Origin of the sequence: Clostridium ganghwense (assembly GCF_026735165.1) — a bacterium.
Classification (GTDB): Bacteria; Bacillota; Clostridia; order Clostridiales; family Clostridiaceae; genus Clostridium_H; species Clostridium_H ganghwense.
Map to the genome: position 1 here is coordinate 387876 of NZ_JAPQES010000004.1, position 14562 is coordinate 402437.

Genomic DNA, 14562 nt, shown 5'->3' on the forward strand with positions numbered 1-14562 from the left:
GGTAATGCGAGTTTAATACTCTCCCACTTTATAAGACTTCGTCTTATAGTAGGTTAATCTAATTTTTCTATTTGATTAAAATTAAGTTCAACAGGAGTTTCCCTGCCAAACATATTAACCAATCCTTTGATTTTATGTTTTTCAACATTAATTTCTTGTATTAATGCCACAAAGTTTTCCAATGGTCCTGATACAACCTTAACACTTTCACCTACTGAAACATCTACATCAATAACTTTTTCAGTTATTCCCATAGCTAATACTTCTTCTTCAGTAAGCGGAACTGGTTTTGATCCTGGGCCTACAAACCCAGTAACTCCTCTTGTATTTCTTACTACATACCAAGATTCATCAGTCATTATCATATGTACAAGTACATATCCTGGAAATACTTTCTTTTGAGTTATCTTTTTCTTTCCATCTTTTACTTCTACTACTTCTTCCATTGGAACTTGTATGTCATGGATTAGAGTTTCTAACCCTCTATTTTCTATTGTCTTTTCTAAATTCATTTTTACTTTATTTTCATAACCGGAATAAGTATGTACAACATACCAACGAGCTTTTTCTGCCATATTTTTAGGATGAGGTTATACCTCACTCCTACCTCCCTTTTTTTCTTTATTTAGTGAAAATAAGTTTGTAAAGGCCTTGAAACCCATAGTCCATCAATCCTATCATGATTGCACTAATAGCACAAAAAAACAAAACTATTATCGTGGATTTCTTTGTTTCGTTTTTAGGTGGCCAAGTTATTCTTTTAGTCTCTGCCTTTATTTCCTTAAAGAATTTACCTAGACCTTTTGACGATGGTTCACTGACTTGTTTTTTTTCATTCACAGCCATGTTATTCACATCCTTAAAAATATTTCGTGAATACTAGCAACTATTTTGTTTCTTTGTGAAGTGTGTGCTTGTGGCAGAATTTGCAATACTTTCTCATTTCTATTCTTTCTGGATCATTCTTTTTATTTTTCATTGTATTGTAATTTCTTTGTTTACATTCTGTACATGCTAAAGTTATTTTTACTCTCACAATCTACACCTCCTGGTTCTGCGTATACACACACAGGTATTGCTGCAACTAATAAAAGTATTATTTCTAAAAATACGTGCGCTACCTAACAAATTTATCACAAGTTGCTACATATGTCAACTTATTTTTGTGTTATAAACTTTGTTCATAGTTCCATTTTTTAGTTATTAGTATACATTCTTTATAAATTTATTTTTTCTTTTAAAAGGACTAAGTTTTTCAACCCAGTCCTATATTAACATTGTAACTATTTAACCGCGTTAAATTATTCTATTATAGTAGTAACAACTCCTGAACCTACTGTTCTTCCACCTTCTCTGATAGCGAATCTTAAGTTAGATTCCATTGCTACTGGTGTGATTAATTCAACTGTCATATCTATGTGGTCTCCTGGCATTACCATTTCTGCTCCGCCTGGTAATTCGATTGATCCTGTAACGTCTGTTGTTCTGAAATAGAATTGTGGTCTATATCCATTAAAGAATGGAGTATGTCTTCCACCTTCTTCTTTCTTTAATACGTATACTTGACCTACGAATTTTTTGTGTGGAGTTACTGTTCCTGGTTGTGCTAATACTTGACCTCTTTCGATTTCATCTCTTTGAACACCTCTTAATAATGCTCCGATGTTATCTCCAGCCATTGCTTCGTCAAGCATTTTTCTGAACATTTCTACTCCTGTACATGTTGTCTTTCCTATTTCTTCTTTCATTCCTACGATTTGTATTTCGTCTCCAACGTGAAGAATTCCTCTTTCAACTCTTCCTGTTGCAACTGTTCCTCTTCCTGTAATTGTGAATACATCTTCTACTGGCATTAGGAATGGTTGGTCAGTAGCTCTTTCTGGAGTTGGTATATATTCATCTACTGCATCCATTAAGTCAAATATGCATTGTTCTTCGCCATCTTCGATTGCTTTTAATGCTGATCCTGTTATTACTGGACAGTCATCTCCATCAAATCCATATTCGCTTAATAATTCTCTTACTTCCATTTCTACTAATTCTAGTAATTCTGGATCATCTACTTGGTCTGATTTGTTTAAGAATACTACTATGTGGTTAACTCCTACTCTTGATGCTAGTAGTATATGTTCTCTTGTTTGTGGCATTGGACCATCTGCTGCTGATACTACTAAGATAGCTCCATCCATTTGTGCTGCTCCTGTGATCATGTTCTTAACATAGTCAGCATGTCCTGGACAGTCAACGTGTGCATAGTGTCTGTTGTCTGTTTCGTATTCAACGTGTGCAGTGTTGATTGTTATTCCTCTTTCTTTTTCTTCTGGAGCTTTATCTATATCTTCATAGTTTTGTACTTCTGCTCCACCTTTTTTTGCTAATGCCATTGTTATAGCTGCTGTTGTTGTTGTTTTACCATGGTCTACGTGACCTATTGTTCCTATGTTTACATGCGGTTTCGTTCTTTCAAACTTTTCTCTTGCCATTTTAAATTCCTCCTCACATATATAATTTAGTTTAAACCCATTTTTCGTAAACTCATCCTGGTGTGTTATTAACTTATTTAAAACATTGGAGCCCACGACCGGGCTTGAACCGGCGACCTCCACCTTACCAAGGTGACGCTCTGCCAGCTGAGCTACATGGGCATTTTCCCTTCAAAGCGAGAACCTGACATCGAGCCAACGACACCTAGTCAATGAAGCTACCCCTTCACTATTTAACTACTTCCGTATAGCCTGATATCAAAAGCCCTATACCAATTATTTATTTTACTATTTTCATTTTTTCTTGTCAATATACTTTTTTATCTTTTATTTAAGCATTTTTCTAATTTTCTCTTTACTCTTTGAAGTGCATTATCTATAGATTTAGAATGTCTATCCAAATCACAAGCAATTTCTTGATATGATTTACCTTCAAGATATGAGTTTAAAACCTCAAGTTCAAGATCAGATAAAACATCCTCTATTTCATTTTCAATTTTGCCTACTTCTTCTCTACTTATTACTAATTCCTCTGGATCAGATACTTTTACAGCAGATAATATATCTAATAAAGTTCTATCAGATTCTTCGTCATAAATAGGTTTATTTAAAGATATATATGTATTGAGAGGTATATGTTTTTGTCTAGTTGCTGTTTTAATCGCTGTTATTATCTGTCTTGTAACACACAACTCAGCAAAAGCCTTAAAAGAAGATAATTTGTCTGGTTTAAAATCTCTAATAGCTTTATATAGCCCTATCATACCCTCTTGATAAATATCTTCTTTATCAGCGCCTATTAGAAAATAAGATTTCGCCTTGGCTTTTACAAAATTCTTATATTTATTTATTAAATATTCTTGTGCTTGAACATTGCCCAACTTAGCTTTAATAGCTATTTCTTCATCCAATATCTCATTTAGTTCCATATTATTGTCACCAACGCCCATCTTATTTGACAAAATATCCCCTCCACATAAATATATACAAAACTTAACTACATCACTTCTTTGATTATACATTAATAGGAAATTTTCAGTCAAGAAGTTTCAACGACTTTTTCTAATTTTTTCTAATTTTTCCAATGTATTTTTATCTATTCTATCTTCTATTAGTACTCTATTAATAGCAATATTTTTTTTTGTTTTACTCCTTATTCTGTTTTGAGTATCATACACCTCATTATAAAATTCTAAAGAGGACATTCTAGTTGCTCCTCTCTGAAAAGTTACCTGCTGTTCTAAAGAATCTGATGTAACAACACACACCTCAGCTTTTCTCCCTATTGAGTTTACATATTTTTCAATAAAACTATCTGCAGTTTCACCTTCTTTAGTAAAGATTATAATAACATTATTTACCTTTTCTTTTTTTTCTATACTTCCTTTTACCATATGTGCATCAAAAACTACAAATATTTTATATCCTCTGTATGCAGCATAATTTTGCAGCATTTCTATAAGCTTTTCTCGTGCGGCTTCAAAACTATATTCTTTAATTTTATTCAATTCTGGCCAACTATTGATTACATTATAGCCATCAACAAATATATTCCTCACAGTTTACCTATTCCGTCTTCTGTTTTAAAACCTCGTACATCATTATGCCAGCTGCGACAGATGCATTTAGAGATGTTATTTTACCTACCATAGGTATTTTAACTAGCATATCACATTTTTGTTTTGTAAGTTTTGAAATACCTCGACCTTCACTTCCTATCACTAAAGCTACTGCACCTGAAAAGTCAGTTTGAAAGCAATAGCTTTCTCCATCCATATCAGCACCATATACCCATACACCATGTTCTTTTAACTTATCTATTGCACTATTTGTATTTGAAACTTTAGCTATTCTCATATATTCAATAGCTCCTGCAGAAGTTTTATATACAGTTGGAGTAATTCCTACATTTCTTCTTTTAGGTATTATAATTCCATGAACCCCGCAAGTTTCTGCTGTTCTTATTATTGATCCTAAATTATGAGGATCTTCTATTTCATCTAAAACTAGCACAAAAGGTTTTTCTTCCTTTTCTTCCGCATAAGCAATAATATCTTCTATTTCGTAATAGTTATAAGGGGTTACCACTGCAATTACCCCTTGATGTGTTCCTGTAACGGACATATTGTCTAATTTTTTTCTATCTACTTCTTTTATAACTATTTTTTTTTCCTTCGCTATTGCAAGAATTTTATTAATTGAACCTGTTACATTTCCAGTAGATACCAATATGTGTTCTATTGTTCTATCGCTTCTCAAAGCTTCAATTACAGCATTTCGTCCCTCTATTAAATCTTCTCTCGTTTCTTGTTGTACCATGGTATCTCTTTTTTTATTTGAACCTTTAAACTCTTTCATCCTTTACACCTCTTAGTCTATTGACCATTTATATTTTTGAATATTTTTCTCTTATATTTGTAATTTGTCCACAAGTCATAGTTCCTTCTGGACAAACTTCTTTTACACATCTAGGGCCTGCATTTTTAAATAATATAGGCGCAACTTTTTTAACTTGCTTTAACATTTCATCTCCTAAAGCATGTATTTCCCATTGAGCTCTATTACAACATCTATGTTCAAAAAAGTTCATAAGACCTCTAGCATTCATTGTAAGTACTATTTTAGTTTCACATGCATTTGGGAAAACATATCTAGCATCTTCAATAGCTTTCTTCTCTGCACTAAGTTTTTTCATTCCTGTCTTAATATACTTTTCTTTTAGGATTTCAGTAAGCTTATCATATGCTTTTTGACTTTCTTCCATAGCTTTTACAAATATCTCTTTTGCCGTCTCATCCGTCTCTATTTCTGGAGGAATAATATATTCAAACTGATTTAACTTAACATATCTTTGACTTTGCTGTGAATATGATGCAATTCTATGTCTAACTAATTGATGAGTCAAGCTTCTTGAAACTCCTTCTACAGCAAAAGTAAAACTCACATGTTCTATAGGTGATGCATGACCATATGACATTAATCTATTTAAAAATCCTTCTACTTTTTTTTGATCTAACTCCTCTAAAATTTCATCCACTCCTACAGCACTATAGCAAAGCTTTGCAGCAGATGCAATAACTTTTTCTGGATTTGGAGTATGTTCTATTAGTTTAACCTTTAAAGCCATTATTTTCTCCCCTTTTGTAAAAATAAATCTTTATTTTTTAGTGTATATCTAAATTTACGATTATCTCTAATATTTCATTAAGCCTATCTACTTGTTCTGTTAAATATAAGAAACCAATTAAAGCCTCAAAACCCGTTGCAATTCTATAGTCCTGAACATTTGCATTTTTAGGTACAGAACCTGACTTAGAATTTCTTCCACGTTTAAAAATACTAACCTCTTCTTCAGTTAATTTATCTTCTATGCGCTTCATAAATTCACTTTGAGAATGAGCTTTAACAAACGATATAGCCTTAACATGAAGCTTATGAGCTGACATACATCTATTATTATTAACCAAGTATGTTCTTATAAACACTTCATATATGGCATCTCCAACAAAAGCAAGCACTAAAGGATTTAATCCTCTCGCTTCGTTTACAGTAAACTTACCCTTTAATATATCAAATTCCATTTAGCTTTGTCTCCTTCGCTAATATTCCAAAATCCCTTTGAAATACATTAATAAACTAATAATACTATAATTTAAATAAATTTAAAAGTACAGCTATTATTATAACTGTACTTCTAACTATACTTCTTTATATTTTGAATTCCTCAACTAAGTTTGATAATTTAACTGAGCTACCAGAATTTTTATGTGATTGTACAACAATCTGTTCATTTTGATCATTTACATCACTTATATTTTGTGCAATATTTGAAGATGCTCTTGATACCCCTGTTATTGAAGAATCTAACTCTTCCATACTTTTAGCTACTCCATCCATAGATGCAGAAATAGCACCAGTTATATCTGATATTTTTCCCATCATTTCCATAAAAGCTTCTCCATCATGATTATACTGTTCACTGACATCAATAAGCTTTTCATAATCATTTAATATTTTATCTTCTATAACAATTAAAACATTCTTAGATTCTCCAGCTAACCTTTCAACAGCTTTTAAAACTTTCTCTACATTTTGTTGTATTCCAGTTACCGTTTTAGAAGACTGTTCTGCAAGTTTTCTAACTTCGTCAGCAACTACTGCAAACCCTTTTCCTTCTTCTCCAGCTCTTGCAGCTTCTATAGCCGCATTTAAAGCTAAAAGATTAGTTTGATCTGATATTTTCAATATTTCATTTGCCATTTCAGAAATTTTATTGACTATAGTCACTTCCTTTATTGCACTTTCAAGATTTTGTTTAGTTTCTATATAAACCTCTTTAATACTATCTCTTGATGATAAAACACCGTTTTTCATACTATTAGATTTTCTTTTAACATCAGAAGCTAAATTTAATCCTTCATTTACATTGTGAGATACATTTATAGTTTCATCCTTTACCATCATTGACATAGATGTTACCTCTTGTAATGCTGCTGTTCCTTCCTCCATACTTGCAGAAATCTCTTGAGCAGATGATGAAATTTGCTCTACCTCTTTATTAACTTTTTCAAACATATCTTCTGTTTCCTTTGAACAAGTTAATGCTAGTTCACTTTCTTCTTTGACTGAAGTTACAACATTCTGTAGCTTTTCTACAGCAATATTCAACGCTGCTGCTACTTGGCCAAATTCATCTTTCCTGTCAATTTTAATTTTATATCCAAGATTACACTTAGCAAGTTCTTCAGCAAATTCCTTAATTCCTACTAACGGTTTTTTTATCTGTTTTGCTAATATAATAGCTAAAATTATTCCTATTCCCATAAATATTAGTGAGGACACTACTGAAAGTATTCTTAATTGATTTAGTTGTCCAAAAATCTCAGTCTTAGGAACAGTAATAGCAAAACTCCAATCTGTATTTGGTATTGGTGCGTAACCTATAATTTTACCTTCTCCCTTATAAGTATATTCTCCAAAACCCTTTTCTCTATTAGTCATTTTCTTTAAAATATCTGCAAGTTCTTTCAACTTTTTATTTTCACTAGCTTCTTGTATCATATTTTTCTTACTTGAAACCATTTGTATATCTTTATGACCAATTACAACTCCATCCTTATTAACTACAATTCCATATCCTTTATTACCCATATTAATATTTTCAATAATATTATTTAAAACATTAACATTTAATGTTGCCATAAGAACACCCTGTATATTATTGTTTACATCTTTAATTGGAGTTGCAATCAAAATAACTAATTTACCATCAATTTTACTATGAATAGGATTAGTTATAACCGTTTCTCCTTTAACCGCAGCAGTAAAATAATCTTCGTTAAGTACGTATCCTATATTTCCATTTGAAGATTTTGATTTTCCATATAAATCTGCAACAAGAAATCTTTCTATTCCTAATCTTTTCGCTTCTTTTTGTAAATCTGGTTTTTGAATTTCCCAATTCATGTTTCTTATTTCATATCTCTTAGCTACTCCTTCAACATTTGTTTTCTGTGTTTCTATTCCTTTTGAAATCATTTTTGATATATCCTCTGCCCTATTCTGCATTGAAGAACTTATATTATTATTCAGCGAACTTGAAGAAAAATAAAATGAAATACCACCTAGAACTATACAGACAAAAAATATAATTGAAGTTATCTGAAGTGAAAGAATCTTACCTATACTCTTAGTATTGTCTTGTATTTTTTTCTTTCTCTTTAAATTTCTCTTTATTTTACCCTTCATAATTTTTTTTAGATTAACCCTTTTGTTATTATTTGTGTTTCTTTTGTTCTTTTTTGAAAATATTTTTTTCATAATTATGCCCCCTATTTTATGCTAAAACTTAAATAAGCCTTAATATTTATGTATACGCCCCTTTACTATATATAACATATATATGTTATATATTATATATAAAAACAAATACTATATATATAAAATTTTATAAAAAAAATACATTTTTGTTATTTTGAATATAAAAAGATAGCCAGCACTTATGACTAGCTATCTTAAATCTAATTTACTCTAATCTATTTTTTTCCATCTTACACCTTGTGGTGTATCTTCTAAAATTATTCCTCTTGCTTTTAAAGCATCTCTAATTTTGTCTGCAAGAGCCCAATTTTTTTCTTTTCTAGCTTGTTGTCTTTGATCTACAAGATTTTCTATTTCTTCATCTAAATTGCATATAGTAGATTTTTGAAGTACTCCAAGTGGGAAACCAAGTTCTCTAATAAGATTAAGTGTATATTCTACTAGTTCCTTTGATGATTCTACAGTTACATTTGTGTTTATTTCTCTTACTAAATCAAAAATAACTGAAATAGCATCAGCTGTATTTATGTCATCATCCATTTTTTCAATATATTTATCTCTATATGAATCTATCTGCTTTTTATATTCTTTTTCTTTATCTGTTATTTCTATAGATTTAACTTCATTTGCAAGTCTTTCTAAGTTACCAATTGCATTATATAATCTCTCAAGAGATGATTTTGCTGATTCTAGTAAATCTCTACTAAAGTTTAATGGCGTTCTATAGTGTGCTGAAAGCATAAATAATCTTATAACCTCAGCTTCATACTTTCCTGAAATTTCTCTAGCAGTAAAGAAATTATTAAGAGATTTAGACATCTTTTTATTATCTATGTTCAAATAAGCTGAGTGCATCCAATAATTCGAAAAAGTTTTTCCATTTCTTGCCTCACTTTGTGCTACTTCATTTTCATGGTGTGGGAATACTAAATCTACACCACCAGCGTGAATATCTATCGTTTCTCCTAATAAGTTATGAGCCATGCATGAACATTCTATATGCCAACCTGGTCTTCCTTTTCCCCATGGACTATCCCATGAAGGTTCTTCTGGCTTCTCACTTTTCCAAACAGCAAAATCCATAGGATCTTTTTTTCTTTCATCTACAGATATTCTAGCCCCTGCTTGCAAATCATCTAGATTTTGACCAGATAATTTTCCGTATTCCTTAAATTTCTTTGTATTAAAATAAACATCTCCATTTACTTCATATGCATAACCTTTATCTTCTAAATCTTTAACAAACTCTATAATTTCATTCATGAATTCAGTAGCTCTTGGATTATTAGTAGCTCTTTTTATATTTAAGCCATCAGCATCCTTATAATATTCTTGAATAAATTTATCTCCTAATTCTTTTACTGTTATTTCCTCTCTATTAGCTCTTTGTATCATCTTGTCATCAATATCAGTAAAGTTTTGAACATAATTCACCTCATAGCCTTTATATTCAAAATATCTTCTAACAGTATCAAAAACTAAGAATGTTCTTGCATTACCTATATGAAAATAGTCATATACAGTAGGTCCGCAAACATACATATTTACCTTTCCAGGATTAATTGGAACAAACTCTTCTTTTTTCCTAGTCATTGTGTTAAATATTTTCATTCTTCTCCTCCTAACTAATCATTTTGATTTTATATCTATTAACGTTCTTATAGATCTATTATATCCAAATATATCTATTATTTTATAACTTTATACTATTTTTTTCAAATTCTTCTTTTACTCTATCAATTACACAAGATAATTCCATTTCTTCAACTTCATCACTACTTCTTAATTTAAATTCAACTTTACCTTCACTTATCATTCTTCCAACAGTGACTCTCATAGGTATTCCTATTAAATCAGCATCTTTAAATTTAACTCCAGCTCTTTCTTTTCTATCATCCAATAAAACTTCAACACCTAATTCTTTTAAACTATTATAAATATCTTCAGCTGCCTTCATTTGTTCTTCATTCTTACTAACTGCTGGAATTACTATAACATGATATGGTGCTACAGATAGTGGCCATACAATTCCATTTTCATCATGGTGTTGTTCAATTATTGACGCCATTGTTCTATTTATTCCAATTCCATAACATCCCATAATCAAAGGTTTCTTCTTGCCATCTTCATCACTAAACACAGCATTCATAGATTCTGAATATTTTGTTCCTAGTTTAAAGATATGACCAACTTCAATTCCTCTTGCTATAGTTAAACTTTCTCCACATTTTGGACATTTATCTTCACTCGTTACGTTTCTGAAATCTCCAACAGTTCCTTCAAAATCTCTTCCATAATTAACATTAGTGTAGTGATACCCTGTTTCATTAGCTCCAACTATAAAGTTATACATATTTGCTACTTCTTCATCAACTAATAAGAAATCTACTTTTATACCTATTGGTCCTGCAAATCCTATTTCTGCTGAAGTAGCTTCTTTAACTGTTTTTTCATCAGCAAGTTCAAATTCTACAGCTCCACCTACTGCATTTGTTACTTTAGTTTCATTTACTTCTCTATCTCCTCTTACCATTACTGCAACAACCTTATCATCTGCTTTATATATAAGAGTTTTTGCAAATTTTTCAGGTGTTATATTAAAGAATTTAATTAATTCCTCTATTGTTTTAGCATCTGGTGTTTCTACTTTTTCTAATCCTTTAATTTCTTCTTCTTCAGCTTTTTGTGGTGTAGAAGGTGCTTTTTCCATATTAGCTGCATAATTACAACAATCACAGAATACTACTTCATCTTCACCATATTCTGATTTAACCATGAATTCAGCTGAACCTGAACCACCCATTGCTCCTGAATCCGCTTCAACTGCGCTACAATCTACTCCGCATCTTTCAAATATATTAGTATAAGCTTTATACATTTTATTATAAGTTACATCTAATCCCTCATAATCTTTATCAAAACTATAAGCATCCTTCATTGTAAACTCTTTTGATCTCATAACTCCAAATCTTGGTCTTCTTTCATCTCTATACTTTGTTTGTATTTGATATAAATTAAGTGGAAGTTGCTTATAAGACTTTATTACTGCTCTAGCTATATCAGTAAATACTTCTTCATGAGTAGGTCCTAAACAAAACTGTCTTTCATTTCTATCATTTAATCTAAACATTTCTGGTCCAAAAACACCCCATCTTCCTGATTCCTGCCAAAGTTCTGCTGGAATTAGTGCTGATGCTAAAAATTCTTGTGCTCCAGCTTTGTTCATTTCATCTCTTACAATATCTTCAACTTTCTTTAATGTTTTAAGTCCTAAAGGCATATAATTGTATATTCCTGATGCCATTTTTCTCATCATACCAGATCTTAACATTAATTTATGACTTGGTAACTCTGCCTCTGCTGGAACTTCTCTTAATGTAGTTATTAACATATTTGATAATTTCATATGTATCTCCTCCTCATTAATGTAATTAGTTTTATTGTATACAAAAAATAAACTCGCCCTAATAAATTTATTAGGGCGAGTTTTATCGCGGTACCACCTAACTTTGTACTCATTTACATATAACGGTTTTCACCGGTAGTTTTTACCTACAGCTCAGAAGCAGGTTCAAAGCCTTTGAAAATTTTTCAGCCAAGAATTTTCTCTCTGTAATTCGCCTCTACTGCTCTTCCTCATCGCTAAATATTAAATTATTCTGTTAGAATTATACCTAATGGCTTCACATTATGTCAATAAGTACTATAAATTATCTAGCATTTTTTCTCCAATAACTAAATCATCTGGAGTTGTAATCTTGATATTCTTATAACTACCTTCGTATAAGTACACTTTATGATTATATCTCTCAACTATCATTGTATCATCTGTTGCCTCAACATTTTCTGAAAGAGCTTTTTTATGAGACTCTAAAATAAGATTATATTTGAAACATTGAGGCGTCTGAACACAAAATAAAGTATCTCTATCTGGAGTATGTATCGAAAAACCTTTTTTGTCCTTAACTTTTATTGTATCCTTTGATTTTACTCCACAAGCACAAGCACCATAAAGCTCAGTATATTTTATACCATCTTCTATTATATTTTTATCAACAAAAGGCCTAGCACCATCATGTATTAAAACAACTTCGCATCCTTCTACAGCTTTTAAACCTTTGATTACAGACTCTTGTCTTGTATCTCCACCTTCAACAATTAACTTTATTTTATTTAAATTGTATTTTTGGATTACATGCTTCTTACAATACTCAATTTCATCCTTAGCTAAAACAAGAACTATCTCATCTATGGATTCATTTTCATAAAAAGCCTTTAGTGTGTAATAAATAATTGGTTTATCCTTTAAATTTAAAAATTGTTTATTTATATTAGTTTTCATCCTAGTGCCTTTTCCAGCTGCTACAATTATAGCACAATTTCTCCCCATTTAAGCACCTCTTCTAGAGCTAATTTATTAAACTTACTTCTTCTGTTTTGCAAATATCATTCTTCCTGCTGCTGTTTGTAATACTGACGTAACTACTACATCCATTACTTCTCCAATATGTCTCTTTCCACCTTCTACAACAATCATTGTACCATCATCTAAATATGCTATACCCTGCTCTTGTTCCTTACCATCTTTTATTATTTGAATTGTCATTTCTTCTCCTGGAAGAACAACAGGTTTCACTGAATTTGCCAGCTCATTTATATTCAAAACCGGTACTCCTTGAACTCCTGCTACCTTATTCAAATTATAATCATTAGTTAAAACTTTTCCTTTTAAGACTTGTGTAAGTTTTAAAAGCTTAACATCAACTTCTTCTATTTCTGGGAAATCCTTGTCTGTTACTTTAACTTCTATACTTAATTCTTTTTGAATTTTATTAAGTATATCAAGCCCTCTTCTTCCTCTAGTTCTCTTTAGACTATCTGAAGAATCTGCTATATGTCTAAGCTCATCTAAAACAAAATGAGGTATTATCAAAGTACCTTCTATAAATCCACTTTGACATATGTCTAAAATTCTTCCATCTATTATTACAGATGTATCCAATACTTTAGGTATACCCCTAGAAACTTTAGCCTTTTTCTCCTTAGGTGTACCTACCTTTTTTATATTTGCAAATGCATTTATTATCTCTTCCTTTTTCTTTACAGCAACATCGCCTCCAAGTGCGGCTAATATTAATGCAATTATGATGGAAACTATTGTCCCTAAAAGTGTTTTTGGAATAAGACTAACAAACAAAGCCGATATTGTTAAGCCTATTATAGCTCCAAATGTACCAAGTAAAATTTCAACAGTAGGAACTTTTTGTATATTATCTTCAAAGTAATTCATAACCTTGGTTATTAATGAATTAATCCATGGGGATATTAAATATAATATAAGTCCTAAAATTAAAGCAGAAAATATTAAAAACCCGACTGATAAAATAGCAGAATTTTTAAAATATGCTAATCTATCTAATTTCAATAATGATTGACCTGTTATAAATCCTAAAACAAGTCCAGCTAATGTGAAAAGTCCTCTTAAAACTTTTTTAAACACATTCCTTCACCTCCTAGTATGAATTTATTATTTTTATTTTTTATAGTTTTTTATACTATTAATAACAATATATATTATTATATTTGTTATTTCAACCACAGCGAAAATTATTTAAAATTTGTTCATTAAAATTTTTCTTATTATTTATATGTTTTTAATACATATTTATATTTTCGTCCAATATTTAACTTTTTAATCCCCCTATCAATAAAATTAATCTTGTTTTATTATATATCTAAACCAACAATTTATTTAGCTTTGTTGACAAAATTATCTGAAAATAATTATAATTATATTATCAGTCATTGATTTTATTTTACTTTAAGGAGTTGAGACCATGAAAGACGTTATTTTTGATGATTTTCAAAATGCGGTAGATGAATGCCTTCTACGTCATAAAAGTTTACTTGATATAATGACAAAACTTCAAGAATCAGAAGGTCGTATAAACAGAGCTATAGCTAAATCTGTAACAAACTGTGGATGTGTAGAAGTAGCAGCCAAAAAGCAACAAATACCAAACGATAATAATATAGATATGGATACTTATAAAAAATATTTCAATACACATTTAGAAGGCAACCTTTGTGAAAATTGTCGTGAAGTTTTGGAAAGAGAAATAGGCAACAATCTATTTTATTTAACATCTCTTTGTAATCTACTAGATTTAAATCTTTACGATATACTTTTGAAGGAATACAACAAAATAAGTACTTTAGGAAAGTATACTTTCAGGTGATTAAATAGCACAAAATAAGT

Annotated in this window: 15 protein-coding genes and 1 tRNA gene; 1 reads left to right on the plus strand and 15 read right to left on the minus strand. The window is 30.5% G+C overall.

The window, feature by feature from the left end; all coding sequences use genetic code 11:
• Positions 1-53 precede the first annotated feature (53 nt).
• The 15 genes from nusG to OXH55_RS13180 all read right to left on the minus strand — a co-directional run bounded on the left by nusG (position 54) and on the right by OXH55_RS13180 (position 13803).
• A complete protein-coding gene (gene nusG, locus OXH55_RS13110) occupies positions 54-575 on the minus strand; it encodes a transcription termination/antitermination protein NusG (RefSeq protein WP_268050429.1) in 522 nt (173 codons plus the stop codon).
• A gap of 46 nt (positions 576-621) precedes the next feature.
• On the minus strand, positions 622-846 hold the full coding sequence (gene secE, locus OXH55_RS13115; RefSeq protein ID WP_268050430.1) for a preprotein translocase subunit SecE: 225 nt from the start codon (positions 844-846) through the stop codon (positions 622-624).
• A gap of 40 nt (positions 847-886) precedes the next feature.
• Entirely contained in the window at positions 887-1036 is a 150-nt protein-coding gene (gene rpmG / locus OXH55_RS13120) for a 50S ribosomal protein L33 (protein ID WP_268050431.1), read from the minus strand.
• Between the two features lie 265 nt (positions 1037-1301).
• On the minus strand, positions 1302-2483 hold the full coding sequence (tuf, locus tag OXH55_RS13125) for an elongation factor Tu (protein WP_268050419.1): 1182 nt from the start codon (positions 2481-2483) through the stop codon (positions 1302-1304).
• 86 nt (positions 2484-2569) lie between these two features.
• Positions 2570-2645: transfer RNA gene (locus tag OXH55_RS13130), tRNA-Thr, on the minus strand.
• 158 nt (positions 2646-2803) lie between these two features.
• On the minus strand, positions 2804-3433 hold the full coding sequence (sigH, locus tag OXH55_RS13135; protein ID WP_268050510.1) for an RNA polymerase sporulation sigma factor SigH: 630 nt from the start codon (positions 3431-3433) through the stop codon (positions 2804-2806).
• 99 nt (positions 3434-3532) lie between these two features.
• Positions 3533-4042, minus strand: coding sequence for an NYN domain-containing protein (locus OXH55_RS13140; RefSeq protein WP_268050432.1), 510 nt, complete (start codon positions 4040-4042; stop codon positions 3533-3535).
• Positions 4043-4049: 7 nt separating this feature from the next.
• Positions 4050-4841, minus strand: a complete 792-nt coding sequence (rlmB, locus tag OXH55_RS13145; protein ID WP_268050433.1) for a 23S rRNA (guanosine(2251)-2'-O)-methyltransferase RlmB — start codon at positions 4839-4841, stop codon at positions 4050-4052.
• Between the two features lie 28 nt (positions 4842-4869).
• Positions 4870-5610 carry an FAD-dependent thymidylate synthase gene (thyX, locus tag OXH55_RS13150; RefSeq protein WP_268050434.1) on the minus strand — a complete coding sequence of 247 codons (741 nt, stop codon included), beginning with the start codon at positions 5608-5610 and terminating at the stop codon, positions 4870-4872.
• Between the two features lie 37 nt (positions 5611-5647).
• Positions 5648-6064: a Mini-ribonuclease 3 gene (locus OXH55_RS13155; RefSeq protein ID WP_268050435.1), complete on the minus strand. Its 417-nt coding sequence runs from the start codon at positions 6062-6064 to the stop codon at positions 5648-5650.
• 127 nt (positions 6065-6191) lie between these two features.
• Positions 6192-8303: a methyl-accepting chemotaxis protein gene (locus tag OXH55_RS13160; protein ID WP_268050436.1), complete on the minus strand. Its 2112-nt coding sequence runs from the start codon at positions 8301-8303 to the stop codon at positions 6192-6194.
• A 210-nt stretch (positions 8304-8513) separates the two neighbouring features.
• On the minus strand, positions 8514-9914 hold the full coding sequence (cysS, locus tag OXH55_RS13165) for a cysteine--tRNA ligase (RefSeq protein ID WP_268050437.1): 1401 nt from the start codon (positions 9912-9914) through the stop codon (positions 8514-8516).
• A gap of 82 nt (positions 9915-9996) precedes the next feature.
• Positions 9997-11709: a proline--tRNA ligase gene (locus OXH55_RS13170; RefSeq protein WP_268050438.1), complete on the minus strand. Its 1713-nt coding sequence runs from the start codon at positions 11707-11709 to the stop codon at positions 9997-9999.
• 297 nt (positions 11710-12006) lie between these two features.
• A complete protein-coding gene (ispD, locus tag OXH55_RS13175; protein WP_268050439.1) occupies positions 12007-12693 on the minus strand; it encodes a 2-C-methyl-D-erythritol 4-phosphate cytidylyltransferase in 687 nt (228 codons plus the stop codon).
• Between the two features lie 33 nt (positions 12694-12726).
• Positions 12727-13803, minus strand: coding sequence for a PIN/TRAM domain-containing protein (locus tag OXH55_RS13180; RefSeq protein WP_268050440.1), 1077 nt, complete (start codon positions 13801-13803; stop codon positions 12727-12729).
• Positions 13804-14140: 337 nt separating this feature from the next.
• Here OXH55_RS13180 and OXH55_RS13185 point away from each other — a divergent pair, with 337 nt between their 5' ends.
• Positions 14141-14542, plus strand: coding sequence for a nucleoside triphosphate pyrophosphohydrolase family protein (locus OXH55_RS13185; protein ID WP_268050441.1), 402 nt, complete (start codon positions 14141-14143; stop codon positions 14540-14542).
• The last annotated feature ends 20 nt before the right edge of the window (positions 14543-14562 follow it).

What these genes read in the sequence shown, in the direction of transcription:
- OXH55_RS13160 (WP_268050436.1), bottom strand. Translation starts at nt 8,303, where the DNA reads ATGAAAAAAATATTTTCAAAAAAGAACAAAAGAAACACAAATAATAAC.
- OXH55_RS13170 (WP_268050438.1), bottom strand. Translation starts at nt 11,709, where the DNA reads ATGAAATTATCAAATATGTTAATAACTACATTAAGAGAAGTTCCAGCA.
- OXH55_RS13155 (WP_268050435.1), bottom strand. Translation starts at nt 6,064, where the DNA reads ATGGAATTTGATATATTAAAGGGTAAGTTTACTGTAAACGAAGCGAGA.
- ispD (WP_268050439.1), bottom strand. Translation starts at nt 12,693, where the DNA reads ATGGGGAGAAATTGTGCTATAATTGTAGCAGCTGGAAAAGGCACTAGG.
- rlmB (WP_268050433.1), bottom strand. Translation starts at nt 4,841, where the DNA reads ATGAAAGAGTTTAAAGGTTCAAATAAAAAAAGAGATACCATGGTACAA.
- thyX (WP_268050434.1), bottom strand. Translation starts at nt 5,610, where the DNA reads ATGGCTTTAAAGGTTAAACTAATAGAACATACTCCAAATCCAGAAAAA.
- OXH55_RS13185 (WP_268050441.1), top strand. Translation starts at nt 14,141, where the DNA reads ATGAAAGACGTTATTTTTGATGATTTTCAAAATGCGGTAGATGAATGC.
- sigH (WP_268050510.1), bottom strand. Translation starts at nt 3,433, where the DNA reads ATGGGCGTTGGTGACAATAATATGGAACTAAATGAGATATTGGATGAA.
- nusG (WP_268050429.1), bottom strand. Translation starts at nt 575, where the DNA reads ATGGCAGAAAAAGCTCGTTGGTATGTTGTACATACTTATTCCGGTTAT.
- cysS (WP_268050437.1), bottom strand. Translation starts at nt 9,914, where the DNA reads ATGAAAATATTTAACACAATGACTAGGAAAAAAGAAGAGTTTGTTCCA.
- tuf (WP_268050419.1), bottom strand. Translation starts at nt 2,483, where the DNA reads ATGGCAAGAGAAAAGTTTGAAAGAACGAAACCGCATGTAAACATAGGA.
- secE (WP_268050430.1), bottom strand. Translation starts at nt 846, where the DNA reads ATGGCTGTGAATGAAAAAAAACAAGTCAGTGAACCATCGTCAAAAGGT.